Here is a 16,531-nt window from a genome sequence, read left to right as displayed (position 1 = left end):
TACAACACCGTCAGGCCGCACAGCGCACTAGGCTATCGCCCACCCGCGCCAGAAAGCATCGTCACAATGGACCAGAGGCCCACGATGCACTAACAATCAAACCGGACCACCCGATGGGGGCACGCCATTGTCACTCCATCTGTCTGGCCAGGATGCGCTTGGCCTCATCAAGCGAGCAGCCATGTTGCACTCGAATGCCTTTGAGACGATGGATTTCCCCGTTTGCCTCTCCGCACTTGGGGCATGTTTGCGCGTTCCGACCAATGAGTTCACCACAGGCCAAACATGGGAGAAGTGTCTTCATTGAGCGCCTCCAAAAAATCTAAAAACCACTATACACGCGGCAAGTCGCTTCTCCAGCTTGATAACCCAAACCCACTGACAGACAGAACGTCGGCATCAAAAACAGTGGGTTGTTTACATCTCAATCGACACAATCTTCGCGCGACCCCTTCCCGAATGTCCCTCAGAACCGATCTTGCCATGAAGAACGAGGAGCGCCGAGGGTCTATGTGATCATCTGGCATGTAACAACTAGAGACCTAAATGATTTTGCAGGACCCGATTTTGCGTAGCCAGTTGTTTGCTAACTTTTGCTCTAGCCATAACGGCTTGTCTTGCCATGTCACCATAATCATCCCTCACGATGGTGCTCTGTTTCGAACCTAGAAACGATAAAAGTGATCCGCCACCGGCCCCTATCAATCCCCCAACAAAAGCGTTAGTGAAGGCAAACCCAAGTCCTGTTCCAACCAAGGAAGCCCCAACTGTGAGAGCCCCGTTGAGCATTCTGCCATAGGTTTCTTGCCGCATCGTATGTTCAGCGCGGTGCATTGCATGGAGAAAGTCAGAGTGTGCGTCCTGCACTCGTTCAAAGAAAACTCGCTCATTTGGCGCAGTGTTCAGACCCATCTGAACTGACAGCGCGTCTGAAATCGTGTTGAGTCTATCTCTGGTTTGACGAAATTCGTCCCTCAGCTCCGCATAATACCCAACATTCAAAGCCTCAATTCCCGGAGGTACAACGATAGGCAAAGTAATGTTTAAAGCAATTTCGCTTGATACTTGTGCTCGGGCGGCACCATCCTTTAGCGCATGGCTAGAATAGCTGTTTTGGTCAAACGTCATTGTTTGCAAGCCGGTCTCACCAGCTATCTCACGCGCAAGCCGTGCCAGGAAAAAATTTGCCAGCGGCCCCTTCATGAGAATTGGATTTTCTTCGATTGTCCTGCCATCGCTGTCTGAAATTACAGCGTTGAGGGAAATAGCTAATGAAGTGTCCTCCATATCCTTCAACAACTGCCACGGAATTTTCTGCGCTGCCACCAACCGCCATCCCTGCCGTACAAACGCAGAAATCAACTTTGAACGCTTTTCTGACGAATGAGGTTCTTCCCTAAGGACCTTAAGATCACGGGAGTCTAGCTTCTTTCCGTTCGTTTTCTGTTTTCCAAAGAGAGCTTTGAATTCCGCGAGCGCAAACGTGTCACTTTCGGCCCATGCGTGAAATTTCCAAGATGTATCAATCGTTTTGTAAGTAGATCGACCAAAGTGATCATTAATCTCGCTAATATGTTCACGGGCCAGTACATTTTGACTGTCCACCATCGGAACCATCGAACTAACCTCATTATAGAATAGAAGCAGTGTTCGAAGGTGAGATGTGCTAGGCGAATAGTGAGGATAATAAAGGATTTCAGACATAAATTAGCGACCTTTCAATAACGTTTTGTGGGGCCTCACTCGTTTACTATTTGGACAAGAATATTTCCGCAACCCAGCGGCCAGAAACGGTCGTTTTCGGACACCCGAGCGACGTCAATGGAATCTATGACTATTCCTCGTCCAATATCCCCAACCAAAACCTTTCAGTTTTGAACGCCTTTTTGGTACACTCAGTCAATGATTTTTGGATATGCCCGCGTCTCAACCGACGACCAAACTCTGGATTCTCAGATCGACGCCTTAACGGCGGCCGGAGCAGAGCGGGTCTTTAAGGAGAAGAAGACGGGCAAGAATCGTCAACGCCCTGAGCTTGAAAGCTTGCTTGAGCAGTTGCGAAGGGACGACGTTGTGATCGTGACGAAGTATGATCGATTGGCGCGCTCGCTCCGAGACTTGATGGAGATCGTCGAGATCATTCGGGAGCGAGGCGCTGGGTTTAAGTCCCTCGGGGAAGACATCGATACGACCACTCCAGCGGGTCGCCTGATATTTCATGTTTTTGGATCAATCGCCGAATTTGAACGTGAACGGATCGTTGAGCGAACACTTGAGGGCCTGGCGGCAGCGAGAAAGCGAGGAAGGGTCGGAGGAAGGCCGACCGCCCTAACAGCTGAACAGCGGCTTGAAGTGCGGCGCATGCGCGACGAGGACAACCGCCCGGTGACGGAAATTGCGCGACTGTTTGGGGTCAGCAGGCAGACGATCATGCGCGCATGAGGGCGGAAAGTGTGAATTCGCTGCAAGTGCTCGGCCCACGCCTCGGAAACGCAAAACCGGCCATCCAGAGACCGAAATACCCATCCAACCATGCCGCGCCCTTAACCAAGGGCAGTAATGCGCAGATATTGACCTTTGGAAAGTCCGGGGTTTCTGAAGGCGCCACGAGCCACGACCGGCCCTTCATTGCGTTTTCAATCGCCGCGCTGCAACCTCCCTGAACCGGCTATTCATCCGTGGTGGCCTGCCCCCTTGGAGGCCTCGGTTGTTCGTTCGCACTGTTCAGGGTTTGGACCTCTATTGACCGTTGTTGATACTCTCTCGGTATGAACCAATCCAAACTCTCGTTGGGGCGGTGATGGCTATAGTCGTCGCGCCAGGCCGTGATCATCTTCCAGGCGTAGCGCAGGTTGGCGGGGATCGCGGCTGGCGCCGCCCTTACATGCACGCCGCTGCCATGCAGGGCGAAGGGGCGCGGGTCCACGCCATCAACGGAGCTGGATTTTCGTTTGGTCGGAATGGGATCCGCAGGCTTAGGTCAAACCATCATCACAGCTTTTCAAGTCGGATGATCAATGCCGCAAAAGGCCTTCATTTCAAAATCAAGGTCGCCGTTGTATAGGCGGCGCAATGTCTCGACCATGGATTCGAATGACTTGTCCAGTTCAATATTCGTGTTCTCTGTCGGACTGATATAGACGGATTTTCCGCGCGGCTCCCGCCGCAGGTATCCGCTTTTCACCAGGGAACCGATCTTGCGGTGCAACGTGCTGATGGGAACCCGACGTTGACACGGCACACTATCACGGGAGGCTGCGCCGCATCCGAGGTCGGCAAGGAGTCCGCTGGAGCGAATACTGCGTTTTGCAGCGTCGGCGAGTTTGGCATGATCGCGGGCTTTACAAAGTACTCTGCCAGATCGCTGGTTCTGAACTCGTTTCTTGATACTGCTAACAGCGTAGATTAGCGCTCAGGAGGGCAACAGTACTCTCTGTTTTGGAACAACAGCGGCTCCCACCAGCCAAGTCTACCTACCAGACCGCTTCGAGTTGATCGAAGAGCGCAGCCATTATCGGTACGTCTTTTTGCGCGTCCAAAGCTAGGATGCAAAGGCAGGCAGGAATTCGTTGCGTTTCGCAGATAGTCAACCCGTAGGCCTGACGTTGGTGCAGCGCGATTGACTCTCGACAAAGGCTGAGCCCAACGCCTGATCGCACCATTTCCAGCATCGATGCCTCGTGGTCGACCAGCGCCATGGAATTCTGCACGACGCCGTGACGAGAAAACACCTTGGTCAAAAGACGATTATGGACAGAAACCGGAGTTGTACCGATCCATGGCAGCGCCGCGAGTTCGGCCCATGACGCATTGACGACCCTCGCTTCCCAGCCCACCGGGGCGATGACGCGATAGTCAAATTGAGCCAGTTTCAGGGTATGAAGTGGCTGTTCCGACGGGATTTGGCCGATTTCTTCGGGGTCGCAGAGATAAAAACCGAGGTCGATTGTTCGGCGTTTCAGTTTATCAAGGATTTCACCGCTGATCCCATGAACGAGTTCGGTAACGATTCCAGGGTGGTTCTTTTTCAGGCCACTCAGCAATTGGCCAAGGCGGATGAATTCGGGGTCCACAATGGTGCCGATCCGCAGCTTACCCGAGATCTGGCCGCTTTGCGTGCTTGCGATGCGTCGGAGGTCGGCCATCGCGTTCAAAACCTGCTCGGCCTTGGGCAGCAGGGTTTCGCCATCTGCGGTCAAGTCAAGCCCGTGCGGAGTGCGCCTGAACAGGATGATTCCTGTCTCCTCGCTCAACCGCTTGATCTGGTGGCTAATCGCTGGCTGGGTGAGGTGCAGGATCTCTGCTGCACGCGAGACGCTGCCTTCTCGTGCCACTGTCACGAAGGCCAAGATGTTGTTGGGGTTAAAGAATCTCTTCATATTAAGGAATTTAATATCAAGCTGAAAATTAAGTCATTAGGAATGTGCCCTTTGGCTTTCTACACCTTCGGAAATTGATACGCAGGGAGGAGCGTATCGCACCGCATCCAACCCGCCTCGGCTTGGGGGCGGAGCGCTGCGGGCTGGTGCTTTCCTCACTGCCGTTGAGCAAGCAGGAGGGTGTGCCACGATGTCAGTAATCGAGGACGATTTCGACTTCATCGTGATTGGCGGTGGTTCGGCGGGCTGTCTGCTTGCCAACCGACTGAGCGCGGATGCCGGCAACCGGGTGCTTCTGCTGGAGGCCGGGAAGGTCGATAGCTATCCGTGGATTCATATTCCCGTTGGCTATTTGTACTGCATTGGAAACCCGCGCACCGACTGGATGTATAATACCGAGGCCGACAAGGGGCTGAACGGTCGGACCCTGCGCTACCCACGTGGCAAGACCCTTGGCGGCTGTTCGTCGATCAACGGCATGATCTACATGCGCGGTCAGGCGCGTGACTATGACAACTGGGCCAAGCTCAGCGGTGAGGACGCGTGGAACTGGGACAACTGCCTGCGCGATTTCATGGCTCATGAGGACCATCAGAAGCTGGATGGCGGGGGCGATCCGAAGACCGGCGACAACAGCCGGTTTTCCGACTTGCACGGACATGGCGGCGAATGGCGGGTCGAAAAACAGCGCCTGCGTTGGGACGTGCTTGACAGCTTTGCCGATGCGGCGACCCAGGCGGGGATCGACAAAACCGACGATTTCAACAGCGGTGACAACGCCGGGGTCGGCTATTTCGATGTTAATCAGCGGTCGGGCTGGCGCTGGAATACGTCGAAGGCCTTTTTGCGTCCGGCGAAATCACGGCCCAATCTAACGCTCTGGACCGAGGCCCAAGTCGAGAAGCTGACTTTTGCAAGGGATGAGAACGGCGCATTGCGTTGCAGCGGTGCGCAGGTCAACCGGAAGGGCCAGACCGTGTCGGTAACAGCCCGCCGCGAGACCATTCTGTCGGCCGGAGCGATCAATTCACCTCAAATTCTGCAACTGTCGGGGATTGGCCCCGCTGCTTTGTTGCAAGAGCACGGGATAGAGGTTCTGCGTGACGCGCCGGTGGGCGAAAACCTTCAGGATCACCTGCAAATCCGCGCGGTTTACAAGGTGAAAGGCACGCGCACGCTCAACACCCTTGCCGGCAACATGCTCGGCAAGGCGATGATCGGTGCGGAATACCTGCTGAAGCGGTCCGGCCCGATGAGCATGTCGCCAAGTCAACTGGGCGCCTTCACCCGCTCTGATCCTTCCCAGACGCATGCCAATCTGGAATATCACGTGCAGCCGCTCAGCCTTGAAGCCTTTGGCGAGGATCTGCACGATTTCCCGGCGATCACGGTCAGCGTTTGCAACCTCAACCCCACCAGCCGGGGTCATGTACGCATCCGCTCAAACAATTTCCGCGATGCGCCTATGATCTCGCCCAACTACCTGGCCACCGAAGATGACCGCAAGGTCGCCGCCGACAGCTTGCGCCAGGTGCGCGAGATCATGTCGAAGCCCGCGATGCAGCCCTACCAGCCCGAAGAATACAAGCCCGGCCCGCAATACCAGAGCGACGAGGACCTTGCCAAGCTGGCCGGCGACATCGCCAACACGATTTTTCACCCGGTTGGCACGGTCAAGATGGGACGGGCAGATGATGACACTGCCGTGCTCGACCCGCATTTGCGGCTCAAGGGGGTGTCGGGGCTGCGTGTCGTTGACGCGTCCGTCATGCCTGAAATCACCAGCGGCAACACCAATTCCCCGACCCTGATGATCGCGGAAAAGGCAGCCCGTTGGATTCTTGCCAGCCAGTAGGTCGGCGTCTTTGTCAATCGGAGGAAACATGCGCAACTCATTTTCCAACCTTCCCCTGACCGGGGTTAAAGTGGTCGATTTCGGGCAGTACATTGCTGGACCCGCCGTTGCGATGTTGCTTGGAGACCTTGGCGCCACTGTCGTGCATATCGACCCGCCCGACGGGCCGATGTGGGACAGCCCGGCCAATGCGACGTTGATGCGCAACAAGCTGATCGTGAACCTTGACCTAAAATCCGAGCAAGGGCTGGCCGACGCCCGCGCGCTTTGCGCCGAGGCCGATATCATCGTCGAAAACTTCCGCCCCGGAAAACTGACCGCCTTGGGCATTGATTTTGCCGCGATGCGCGAAGAGCGGCCCGAGTTGATCACCGTCTCTTTGCCGGGGTTTGCCTCGAACGATGCCGAGCACCGCGAATTGCGGGCCTTTGAAAGCGTGGTTGCGGCCAGTTCGGGCGTGTTTACCGACATGGGGCTGAACCGCGTTCTGATGGGGTTGAACCCCTCGTTCTCGCCGCTGCCGCTGTCATCTGCTTATGCCTCGCAGATTGCGGCCTCGGCGACCGTGCTGGCGCTGCAATCACGTCAGTTGACCGGCTTGGGCGACCAGATCGAGGTGCCGCTGGCGGCAGCCGTGATGGAGGGATTGTGCTACAACTCCATCAAGGTGTCGGACATGCCGGAACGCTACCTGACCCAGCGCGAGATCGAGATCGAACGGCGGCGCGTCGAAGGTCTGCCGATGAATGTGTCCTACGAGGATCTGCAGGAACTGCTCGACCCGTTCTTTCGCAGTTACATGTGTAAGGACGGGCGGATGTTCTATGTGGTCTGCCCCAGTCACAAACACCATGCGCGCCGCTGCCTTGAGGTGCTGGGCCTTTACGATGAGATGATCGAAGAGGGGCTGCAGGAAGAGGACGATACCTACAAACCGCAGTCCGAGTGGGTGTCCGATACCTCGCTTGGCGTTTACCCGATGCCGAAGGAATGGGCCGACAAGATCGCCGCGCGCATGAAAGAGGTGTTTATGACCCGCACTTCACATGAATGGAAGCGCTTGTTCGGACGCGCGGGCATTCCGGGTGCGCCGCAACGTTGGCTGCAAGAGTGGATCAACGACGAATATGCTGAAGCCTCCCGCCTGATGATTGATGTCTGGGACCCGGTCTATGGCGAAATGACCCAACCCGGCCCGGTGGTCTGGATGGAGGAAAGCGGAGAAGACGCGTTATCGCCCGAACCGCGCCGCTGGGTCGAGGTGGATGAGGCCCTGAAGGTGCTGCGCAAGCTGCGCACCGACATTCCCGACTCCGAAGACGGGATCGAGCAAGAGGGCTGGCTGTCGGGCGTTCGCGTTCTGGACATGTGCAACGTGATCGCCGGACCACATGCAGCCAGCTATCTGGCGCGGTTCGGGGCCGAGGTTATCAAGCTCGACCCTGCGACCCCGCTCTATGACAGCTGGAACACCGTGATCTATGGGTTGAGCCAGGGACGCGGTAAAAAGTCGATCCTTGCCGATGCCAAGTCCGAACACGGGCGCAAGGTGTTGGAGGATCTGGTGAAATCCGTCGACGTGATCTTCTGGAACGCGCCGGACAGCCAGATCAAGCGCATGGGGCTGGACGCAGACAGCCTGCGCAAACTGAACCCCGAGGCGATTTTCTGCAAACTCGATTGTTTCAGCGGTGTGCGGCGCGGCGTGCGCACCGATTACATCGGCTATGACGATCTGGTGCAGGCCACCACGGGTATCATGTTGCGCTTTGGCGGTGCAATGGACCGCCCCGAAGAACACGCCCATGTCGGCACCATTGACGTGATGTGCGGATTTGGTGGCGCGTTGGCGGTCGCGGCCGCGCTGTATCAAAAACACCGTTTCGGGAGGATCGGGCGCGGGCGGACCTCGCTTAGCGCCAACAGCGGGTTGCTGCAGATGCCCTTCGCATACGATTACCGTGGGCGCGGGCTATTCGATGAGCCCTCTGGCCCTGAGGTCAACGGCTATGATCCCCTCAGCCGTTTTTACAGCACCGCTTCGGGCGTCTATATCCTGCTCAGCGCTTACGAGTCTGATCTGCAGCGGTTCCGCAATGTCGAAAACCTTGAAGACCTGCCTGATATCCCTGAAGAGGAGCGCGCGGCATACCTGGCCAACGCATTCCAATCGCATCCCGCGACCGAATGGATCGCGCGCTTGCGTGCGGCAGATATCGGCTGCGCGATCTGCCACAATATCGAGGCGCTACGGTCGGAAAACCTGCGCGAACCAGATGGCACTCCCGGCACCGATCGGGGCAGCTATTCTTTCTCGCAGTACGCTGATCACCCAAGCGGTCATGAAGTCATTCAACTGGATCCCTATGCTGTCCGCCCCTCGCGCGGGCGGGTATTTGCCCTGCCTCCAACCGAGAAATTTGGCGCGTCGACGCGAGAGATCCTCGGTGATCTCGGATATTCCGATGCCGCGATCGAGCGGATGTTGAAATCCGGCCAGGTTAGCGAAAGTTGGAGTACAGAATACCTGCCCAGTTAAGGGCCGGGGGCGAAGGGGGCGGTCTGCTTCCTTCGTCGTACTGCACTGCGTCGATTTCTTGGCGCGCTGCATTGTCCATCAGGTTCGGGACTGTCACGTCAAACAGATGTTTGGCGAACGGAGGAGGCTGTCCGCGCCTAAGTGCCAAAACGGAGGAAACATGGCAGATAAACCCCCATTGATGAATCTTGAGATTCCGACCGCAGACACCGGTTTCTATTCCGGTTTTGCCAAAAGCGTGGCGATCCCGTCCAAAATCCTTGTTGCCGCATTGATCGTATGGGCCATCAGCGTGCCCGAGAACGCGGCCGCCGTGCTGAACGCGATGAACGGCGCTATGCTCAAGAGTTTTGCGAGTTGGTATATCTACGTCGTCGCGTTGTTCTTGATTCTCTGCATCGCGCTGGCCCTGATCCCCATGACTGGACGCCTTAAACTGGGTCTGCCTGACGACCGCCCTGAATTTTCGCGCTTTTCGTGGTTTTCGATGATGTTCGGTGCCGGCATCGGCATTGGCATGCTGACCTTTGCCACCGCCGAACCAATGTATCACTTCGCCAATAACCCCAATGTTATCATGGGCGAAACGACTGGATCCGCGGCGGATAACGTGACTGCGGCGTATGTATGGTCGTTCCTGCATTGGGGGTTGTCGGCTTGGGCCTGCTATGCGCTCGTCGGGCTTTCACTGGCGTATTTTTCCTATCGCCGGAACCTCCCGCTGACCGTGCGTTCCGGGCTGACCCCGCTGTTCGGCAAGCGCATGTCGGGAACTGTCGGGCATGTTGTGGATATTGTCGCGGTTGTGGCGACTATCCTTGGCGTGGCGCAAACCCTTGGTTTTGGCGTTGAACAATTTGTCGCCGGGCTTAACCGGGTGGGCTTTGGGGACTGGATCGTCATGGCCGACGGGAAACCCACGGCTGCTGGCATCGTGGTTGCCCTGATCGTGATCCTCGGGGCTTCGACCCTGTCGGCACTTTCGGGTGTGGGCAAGGGCATCAAGTGGCTGTCGAACCTGAACATGGGGCTTAGCTTTTTCCTGCTGGCCTTCTTCATCCTGTTCGGGTCCACGTTCTTTGGCCTTGGTGCGCTGTTTTCGGGGTTGATCGCCTACCTGACCGAACTGCCCAGCCTTCTGTTTACCGTCTGGCACGCCGACGGCACGGAAACCGGCGATGCGCTCGCCTCATGGCAGGGTGGCTGGTCGGTGTTCTACTGGGCATGGTGGATCGCCTTTGCGCCTTTCGTGGGCGTGTTCCTTGCCCGTATCTCGCGCGGGCGCAGCATCCGGGAATACGTGATGGGTGCCATCGTGGTCCCGTCGCTGATGTGCTTCATCTGGTTCACCGTTGTCGGGGGTACCGCCATCGACATGACGCTGAACGGCTCCGCAGGCGATGCCATTTCCGGTGCCGGCCAGGAGAGCCAGCTGTTTGTCATGCTCGACCTGATCCTGAGCGGCGGGCTGGCCTGGATCATGGCGGCCATCGTGGTGGTCCTCCTGCTGACCTATCTGGTCACAACGGCGGACTCCGCGATCCTGATCGTCAACACCATCAACGCCGCTGGAGAGGAAAGCCCGAAAGGCCGGGTTCACATCATCTTTTGGGGTGTCGCACTCAGCCTTGTCGTGGGTGGGTTGCTTCTGGTTGGCGGGCTCAACGCGATCAAGACAGCCATGGTGATTGGTGCGCTGCCATTCAGCTTTGTGATGTTCCTGATGTGCGTGGCATTGGTCAAGGCTGTCATCAAAGACGGAATTCGTGAACGAAACGGTGTGCAAAGCGTACACCTCGAAACCTGATTGCAAACGGCTGCAGAGCGAGGCCCTGAAACTCGCTCTGCGGCGTCCTTCACACTCCTGACTGTTCTGTATGAGCGCTTGTTGACATCGTTCTGCATCGCGGCAATGTTCTGCGAAACCGGCCAGACAGGATGGGCACAAGCTTGGCAAAAATCAAAAACCGCACTTTCGGTGTCGTTGGTTTGGGCTACTTCGGAAGTTCTGTTGCAAAGGAATTGCAGCGGTTTGGCAACCACGTCATCGGCATCGACATTTCCGAGGCCCGCGTTGCCAACCTTGCAGAAACCCTGTCGCAAGCCATGATCGTTGACGCGCGTGATGATGCTGCGCTGCGCGATGCTGGATTTGGTGACTGTGATACCGCCGTGGTTGCGATGGGGTCGGATTTGGAGGCCAGCATCCTGTCGGCGATGAACCTCAAACTGGTTGGCGTACAGACCGTCTGGGCCAAGGCCACGACCAAGACCCATCACCGCATTCTGAAAAAGCTCGGTGTGGACAGAATCGTCCACCCGGAGGTCGAGATCGGTCAGCATATCGCGCAGATCCTGCACAACCCGCTTTTGCGGGACTACGTCAGCCTTGGAAATGGCTACCATGTCGTTAACTTTCGCATCCCCAAAAGCCTTGAAGGGCGCGCCTTGACGCAGCTACCCCATGGCACGGCCTACAATCTGCGCTGCATCGGAGTTATGCGGGGGACCGAGTTTATTGGTCAGGACGGTGCCGACTGCACGCTGCAATGCGATGATCTGCTGTTGCTGCTCGGCCAGCGCAACGACCTGCAAAGTTTCGCGGCAAGCCTCTGACCATGCGCCCGGCGTTTCGCAATCGCCTCGGGGGGAACGGGTCTCTCAAGATCCCGGCCCCTGCGCTTTTATCCCTGTTTTACATGGGGTTCATCGTTCTGGGGGGGATCCTGCTATGGCTGCCGATTTCGCATAACGGCGGGATTGGGCTGGGCGAGGCGCTGTTTACCTCGACCTCTGCCGTGACCGTTACGGGGCTTGTGCTGGCCGATACCGGCGCCGCCTTCACCAGCTTTGGCCAAGCGGTCATCGCGGTGCTAATCCAACTGGGCGGGCTCGGGTTGATGACCTTCGCTGTGTTGCTGCTTGGGGCACTGGGCATTCCCGTAGGCCTGCCACAGCGGCTGATCCTGCGTGAAGATTTGAACCAGACCTCTCTGTCAAACCTCACCTATATCGCCCGCATGATCCTTGTAATTGCGCTGGCCTGCGAGGCGGTGGGCGCAGTTTTGCTGGCCATTGTCTTTGTGCCGCAATTTGGATGGAACGGCCTGTGGCAGGCGGTCTTTCATTCGATCTCCGCCTTCAACAATGCCGGGTTTGCCCTGCATCCCGACAGTCTTTCGCAATGGGTTGGGAACCCGATTATCAATCTGGTGATCCCGGCCCTGTTCATCTTGGGAGGGCTTGGCTTCATCGTGGTGGGCGATGTTTACAAAACGCGAAACTGGCGCAAACTGACCCTGCACTCCAAGCTGATGCTTGTCGGCACCGCGATCCTGATCGTCTGGGGCGGGGTCATGTTCGGGCTATTGGAATGGCGAAACCCGGAGACGTTGGGGGCTTTGAGTGTGCCTGAGAAGCTATGGGCCAGCTGGTTTCAGGGTGTTACGCCGCGCACCGCCGGGTTCAACACGATCAATACCGGCGGGATGCATGAGAGCACGACCATGTTGACCATGACACTCATGCTGGTTGGCGGCGGCAGCACCTCAACAGCCGGCGGGATCAAGGTCACCACGCTATTCGTCTTGCTGCTTGCAACGGTTGCATTCTTTCGGCGTCAGACCACATTGCATGCCTTTGGTCGGTCTCTCGGGGTGGATGAGGTCATGAAGGTCCTCGCGCTCACAACTACATCCATGCTCCTTGTGCTGACCGGGATCTTTGTGATGTCGATCAACCATGACGGTCAATTCATCGACCTTGCGTTTGAAGTCACCTCCGCCTTTGGAACGGTGGGCCTGTCGCGCGGGGTCACGAGCGAGTTTGATGGCACCGGGCGCGCCATCATCATGACGGTTATGTTCGTCGGACGGGTCGGACCTCTGGCGATCGGCTTTTTCCTCGCCACCCGCAGCGTGCCGAAGGTGAAGTATCCAGCTGGTCAAATCTATCTGGGGTGACGGGAAATCGATTCAGTCGGCACATTTTTTCGTTGACCAATTTCTCCGCGGTCGTAGCGGACGACGGCATTGTCCCGCAGACTTTGTGTTCGTCGGCTATCATATTTCGCGGTCGCGGCGAATGGCTGGTTCGACGGGCTGCGCCGCAGCATTGCAGGTGTCTGCCGGACGACAGCTTTGGGCCGGTCGTGTCGCCAACCACGGCCAAGATTGAGCGAATGCAGCGCCGTATCCGAGGTCGACCTTGAGCCCAAAATGGCCATTCATACATTGTGCAGAATTTTCGATTGTCGGATGTCTGCGGAGGGGACTTCCCCGCAATCCAAGCTTACGCAATTAGTTTTCGTTGAATTGCGAAGGGACTTAGTCCGAGCCAAGTCTGGATGGAATCGGAAATCTCAAGTGCGCCGCTAAATTCGAACTTATCGGCTTCCGCGGCTACGTTCGTAATGCCCATCCAGACAGCCGTCATGGTCCGCAGATCAGTGGTGACGAAAAGATCGACGTCAAATCCCGGGTCCGCCCAGCAAAGATCGACGTCACCCGCCGCTTCGATCACGAGCCACCAGTTCTGTTTGGTAGACGGGAGGTCGTGATAGATGAACTGAATGACCACACGCTGTTTCGGTAAAGGATCCGGATTGAGGTTTCGGCGCATGTCCCACATCAGAAGCGATGGGTCGAGGTTCTTGAGGGACAGGGATGACTCAACCCACTTCTGCCCCCACATTCCCATGGATATCACAACCTCGCGCAAGTCCTGACCAGCGTCCGTGAGCCGATATTCGAACACGCCCCTCTCGGACGGCACCGGTCTCTTTTCGACGATCCCCGCCGCTTCGAGGTCTTTTAGACGTTGCGACAAAAGCGTCGGAGACATCTTTGGAACCCCTCGGCGCAGGTCGTTGAAACGCGTTGAGCCTGCAATCATTTCGCGAAGCAGAACCATAGTCCAGCGTGTGCAAAGCACCTCGGCGGCCATGGCGAGCGGGCAGAACTGTTTGTATCCGGCGTTTGACATGGTCAACCTTTCCAATTTGAACTTAGGGTAGGCACTTTTTTGTCTAAGCATAGTCCAGAAACTGTATCACCCGATCCAGTCTTGGGACTAGCTGGGATCAACGGCGTTCTGCAAACTTCCCATACCCGGCGCAGCACATCCGCTGCGCCTTGGAAATGGAGAACGAAAATGACTGTTTATCTTATCGCCGACATCAAGGTCACAAATGACGGCTGGGTTCCGGAATACGCGACAAACGTCCACAAACTTGTTGAAAAACATGGTGGTCGTTATCTGTCTCGGAGTGGGAGGATCGAAACTCTGGAAGGCGCTGACAAAGACAGCACTCTGATCGCGATCCTGGAGTTTCCGACCCGCGAGGCACTCGACAACTTCTCGACCGATCCCGAATATGCACCCTATGGCCAGGCACGGCAGGCGGGAAGCGTCAGCAATTTTCACGTCATTGATGATACTGACATCGCAGGTGCGATCCCCTACCTGCGTGCGGGCTGAGCCTGAACCGCTGGTTGCATAGCTATTTTGATCAAGGAGGTAAACCATGGATGGAACATCAAATTCTGAGCTGGAGGTTTTGCGATCGGCGACCGCCGGACTCGCGGCAGAAGCACGGGACCGGGCGCTTGAATTCGAGGGTGCAAAGCAGTTGCCAGACGACTTTGTGGCAAAACTTAAGGCCGCAGGTGTCTACCGATTGCTCGTTGCCCGGTCACAAGGCGGACTTGGCGGAAGTACGCGCGATTGGCTAGATCTGATAATCGCGCTTGCCGAAAGTGACGGATCGACTGGCTGGGCGTGTGCGCATGGTGCAATTTGTAGTGCTTTGCTCGCCAACGTTGCCAATCAGTCCTTTGTCGCTGAAGCCATGGCCGACCCTGATATCAGCATCGCCTGGTCCAATCTGCCACGCATCCAGAGTGCTGAATTCGTGCCTGGCGGCATGCAAATCTCGGGCGAATGGGCTTTTGCCACTGGGTGCACTGCGGCCACTTTTCTGGGTGGCATGTTCGTTAAGCCAGGCACCGAGAAAAACGAACCACCGACCCGCATCGTTGCACTTGCACAGCGCGGCGAAGCCAAGATCAAGCGAACGTGGGACCCTGGCGGGTTGGCGGCCACTGGCAGCCACAGCGTTGTGTTCGACGATCTGTTCATTCCTGATCAACAGATATTCGAATGGCCCGAGGTGACGATCACCTCTGGCTTGGATACCGGAATTTTTGCCACAGGCACCTGGCTCATAACGATGTGCGCTGCAGCGACCCATCTGGGCATCGCAAGACGCGCGTTGGACGAGGCCCGCGCGCGGCTAGTGCATTCATCTGGTGCCAGTACGGGTCTGGGGGATGCGTCAAACAGTGAAGCGATCTGCATGCTGGAGCGGGCAGAAGGCATCGTGCTGTCGTGTCGGCTGGCGCTTTATGCCACTGCTGATGCCGTCTGGGACGCCCGCAAGAACCTCCCAAAGATGCCAACGCAGGCAATCCGCGATGCCTCGCTTGTCGGAGTCAGCACCGTACATCAATGTAGCGAAGTTGTTCGTATGGCCTATGCACAAGGGGGGGCAGCATCAATCGCCCGCACGAATGCGCTGCAAAAGTGCCTGCGCGACAGCAGTTGTCTGACGCATCACGTTGCAGCGAATGCCACCTTTCTGGAGGCCCTTGGCCGTATTCGCATTGGCATGGACGGACTTGGTTATCAGATCGGTTAAAGAGGAGGACATCTTGCATCGACTGAAACCAGAACATGTAACGAGTCCAAAGGTTTATTAGCGATCTACTCGGAAGCAGTTGTTGGCGCAGCTGCAGCCAATAGTCACTTCGTCCCGCAGACCGACGTTTGAGCCACCAAAATGCTGCACGTTGCGCGAATGTCCGCAATGACGGGCCGCGCCGCAGCATGCCGATCCGTGAGTGAATGGCAGCAAAGGGCCGTCACCACATCGGTCTTGGGTTTCTCTTTTGTTCGTGCATATCGCCCCCACTCAGCCGGTCCCAAAAGCGCCCCCCCACGATCTGTTCCGCATCATATGTATTCACAATGTAGTCACCGAGCTCCCCATCAAGCACGTCGTTTTTCATTTCAAATGTCCACAACGACAAACGCCCTCTCAAATCTTCTGTGAGCACACTCTTGATGAATGCGTGAGGCACGGGGACATCGATACCATATTCATCGTCATCATCCCCGATAGTCTGGACTAGTTCCCCGAAGTAGAACACGGGACAAGTAAGAACATAGGTCTCGAGAACATCTTCTCGCTCGTTCAATTCGCGGACGGCGCCCTCAAACCGGCTCCATTGCCTACGATTGAATTCGGGGCGCTGGGGGGACATGTTCGAAAGGAGAAACGTTTCGCTGTTTTGTATCTCCTGTACGTCTTGATTGGCGCTCGCGACGAGGTGCCCTCTATCAAAACCGCTTCCCCTGTAGGCGTCGAGACTAGCTCGAAACCGATGTGGAATCCGTGTGTCTGCACGGAAGTGATCGCGTCTTTCGACCTCAGTTAAGAGGTGATCGTTTCGATTAATGATTTCTAGTGTCCATTTGGCCTGCCTAAAGTACCAAGAGTAACCGATCGTGAAGTGACGGCCTGTCAGTATTTGGTCACACACTGGGGCTCCGTAGCGCAGTTCTGGCTGCATCTGAAAAGGATCGTTCATCTTCTGAATTCCCCATGTCTGCCTGATATCGTCTTCCTTGATAAGCCTACTTCAGACTCGTTCCAGATAACAAATTCTTTGATCGGTAGCCTTTTGAATGATTAACTCG

13 protein-coding genes and 1 pseudogene are annotated in these 16,531 nt (G+C 56.5%); 8 read left to right on the top strand and 6 right to left on the bottom strand.

Annotated elements, in window-relative coordinates; genetic code table 11:
- Window positions 1–534: 534 nt before the first annotated feature.
- Window positions 535–1,617 carry a hypothetical protein gene (locus LOM8899_RS11045; RefSeq protein ID WP_133065021.1) on the bottom strand — a complete coding sequence of 361 codons (1,083 nt, stop codon included), beginning with the start codon at window positions 1,615–1,617 and terminating at the stop codon, window positions 535–537.
- Window positions 1,618–1,902: 285 nt separating this feature from the next.
- On the opposite strand from LOM8899_RS11045, the gene LOM8899_RS11040 reads away from it, so the two are divergent.
- Window positions 1,903–2,442, top strand: coding sequence for a recombinase family protein (locus tag LOM8899_RS11040; protein ID WP_093992254.1), 540 nt, complete (start codon window positions 1,903–1,905; stop codon window positions 2,440–2,442).
- A 226-nt stretch (window positions 2,443–2,668) separates the two neighbouring features.
- Here the strand turns inward: LOM8899_RS11040 and LOM8899_RS23700 are convergent.
- From LOM8899_RS23700 to LOM8899_RS11025, 3 genes and pseudogenes are all read right to left on the bottom strand, one after another.
- Window positions 2,669–2,854, bottom strand: a pseudogene (locus LOM8899_RS23700) (integrase core domain-containing protein); the annotation flags it as partial.
- A 147-nt stretch (window positions 2,855–3,001) separates the two neighbouring features.
- Complete coding sequence (locus LOM8899_RS11030) at window positions 3,002–3,208, bottom strand: hypothetical protein (protein ID WP_093992252.1); 207 nt, start codon at window positions 3,206–3,208, stop codon at window positions 3,002–3,004.
- 265 nt (window positions 3,209–3,473) lie between these two features.
- The gene (locus LOM8899_RS11025; RefSeq protein WP_093992251.1) at window positions 3,474–4,379 is read right to left on the bottom strand and encodes a LysR family transcriptional regulator; all 906 of its coding nucleotides are present in this window, start codon (window positions 4,377–4,379) and stop codon (window positions 3,474–3,476) included.
- Window positions 4,380–4,569: 190 nt separating this feature from the next.
- On the opposite strand from LOM8899_RS11025, the gene LOM8899_RS11020 reads away from it, so the two are divergent.
- The 5 genes from LOM8899_RS11020 to LOM8899_RS11000 all read left to right on the top strand — a co-directional run bounded on the left by LOM8899_RS11020 (window position 4,570) and on the right by LOM8899_RS11000 (window position 12,735).
- Window positions 4,570–6,234, top strand: coding sequence for a GMC family oxidoreductase (locus tag LOM8899_RS11020; protein ID WP_093992250.1), 1,665 nt, complete (start codon window positions 4,570–4,572; stop codon window positions 6,232–6,234).
- 28 nt (window positions 6,235–6,262) lie between these two features.
- Complete coding sequence (locus LOM8899_RS11015) at window positions 6,263–8,773, top strand: CoA transferase (protein WP_093992249.1); 2,511 nt, start codon at window positions 6,263–6,265, stop codon at window positions 8,771–8,773.
- A 160-nt stretch (window positions 8,774–8,933) separates the two neighbouring features.
- Window positions 8,934–10,580 (top strand): BCCT family transporter, encoded by a 1,647-nt coding sequence (locus LOM8899_RS11010; RefSeq protein ID WP_093992248.1) that lies wholly within the window; start codon window positions 8,934–8,936, stop codon window positions 10,578–10,580.
- Window positions 10,581–10,723: 143 nt separating this feature from the next.
- Window positions 10,724–11,389 carry a potassium channel family protein gene (locus LOM8899_RS11005; protein ID WP_245820500.1) on the top strand — a complete coding sequence of 222 codons (666 nt, stop codon included), beginning with the start codon at window positions 10,724–10,726 and terminating at the stop codon, window positions 11,387–11,389.
- A gap of 2 nt (window positions 11,390–11,391) precedes the next feature.
- Window positions 11,392–12,735, top strand: coding sequence for a TrkH family potassium uptake protein (locus LOM8899_RS11000; RefSeq protein WP_093992246.1), 1,344 nt, complete (start codon window positions 11,392–11,394; stop codon window positions 12,733–12,735).
- A 328-nt stretch (window positions 12,736–13,063) separates the two neighbouring features.
- Here LOM8899_RS11000 and LOM8899_RS10995 read toward each other — a convergent pair whose 3' ends face one another.
- Window positions 13,064–13,756: a winged helix-turn-helix transcriptional regulator gene (locus LOM8899_RS10995; protein ID WP_093992245.1), complete on the bottom strand. Its 693-nt coding sequence runs from the start codon at window positions 13,754–13,756 to the stop codon at window positions 13,064–13,066.
- Between the two features lie 168 nt (window positions 13,757–13,924).
- Here LOM8899_RS10995 and LOM8899_RS10990 point away from each other — a divergent pair, with 168 nt between their 5' ends.
- The gene (locus LOM8899_RS10990) at window positions 13,925–14,251 is read left to right on the top strand and encodes a DUF1330 domain-containing protein (RefSeq protein ID WP_093992244.1); all 327 of its coding nucleotides are present in this window, start codon (window positions 13,925–13,927) and stop codon (window positions 14,249–14,251) included.
- Between the two features lie 46 nt (window positions 14,252–14,297).
- Entirely contained in the window at window positions 14,298–15,470 is a 1,173-nt protein-coding gene (locus tag LOM8899_RS10985; protein WP_093992243.1) for an acyl-CoA dehydrogenase family protein, read from the top strand.
- 223 nt (window positions 15,471–15,693) lie between these two features.
- On the opposite strand, the gene LOM8899_RS10980 is transcribed toward LOM8899_RS10985, so the two are convergent.
- Complete coding sequence (locus tag LOM8899_RS10980; protein ID WP_093992242.1) at window positions 15,694–16,422, bottom strand: DNA/RNA non-specific endonuclease; 729 nt, start codon at window positions 16,420–16,422, stop codon at window positions 15,694–15,696.
- Between the last annotated feature and the right edge of the window lie 109 nt (window positions 16,423–16,531).

Source organism: Flavimaricola marinus, assembly GCF_900184895.1.
Classification (GTDB): Bacteria; Pseudomonadota; Alphaproteobacteria; order Rhodobacterales; family Rhodobacteraceae; genus Flavimaricola; species Flavimaricola marinus.
The sequence above is the reverse complement of the archived record's forward strand: the minus strand, read 5'-3'. Positions and strand labels throughout refer to the sequence as shown.

Excerpts from the sequence above, each read along its gene's own strand:
- LOM8899_RS11045 (WP_133065021.1), bottom strand. The coding sequence starts at position 1,617 with ATGGTTCCGATGGTGGACAGTCAAAATGTACTGGCCCGTGAACATATT.
- LOM8899_RS11040 (WP_093992254.1), top strand. The coding sequence starts at position 1,903 with ATGATTTTTGGATATGCCCGCGTCTCAACCGACGACCAAACTCTGGAT.
- LOM8899_RS11025 (WP_093992251.1), bottom strand. The coding sequence starts at position 4,379 with ATGAAGAGATTCTTTAACCCCAACAACATCTTGGCCTTCGTGACAGTG.
- LOM8899_RS11020 (WP_093992250.1), top strand. The coding sequence starts at position 4,570 with ATGTCAGTAATCGAGGACGATTTCGACTTCATCGTGATTGGCGGTGGT.
- LOM8899_RS11015 (WP_093992249.1), top strand. The coding sequence starts at position 6,263 with ATGCGCAACTCATTTTCCAACCTTCCCCTGACCGGGGTTAAAGTGGTC.
- LOM8899_RS11010 (WP_093992248.1), top strand. The coding sequence starts at position 8,934 with ATGGCAGATAAACCCCCATTGATGAATCTTGAGATTCCGACCGCAGAC.
- LOM8899_RS11000 (WP_093992246.1), top strand. The coding sequence starts at position 11,392 with ATGCGCCCGGCGTTTCGCAATCGCCTCGGGGGGAACGGGTCTCTCAAG.
- LOM8899_RS10995 (WP_093992245.1), bottom strand. The coding sequence starts at position 13,756 with ATGTCAAACGCCGGATACAAACAGTTCTGCCCGCTCGCCATGGCCGCC.
- LOM8899_RS10990 (WP_093992244.1), top strand. The coding sequence starts at position 13,925 with ATGACTGTTTATCTTATCGCCGACATCAAGGTCACAAATGACGGCTGG.
- LOM8899_RS10985 (WP_093992243.1), top strand. The coding sequence starts at position 14,298 with ATGGATGGAACATCAAATTCTGAGCTGGAGGTTTTGCGATCGGCGACC.
- LOM8899_RS10980 (WP_093992242.1), bottom strand. The coding sequence starts at position 16,422 with ATGAACGATCCTTTTCAGATGCAGCCAGAACTGCGCTACGGAGCCCCA.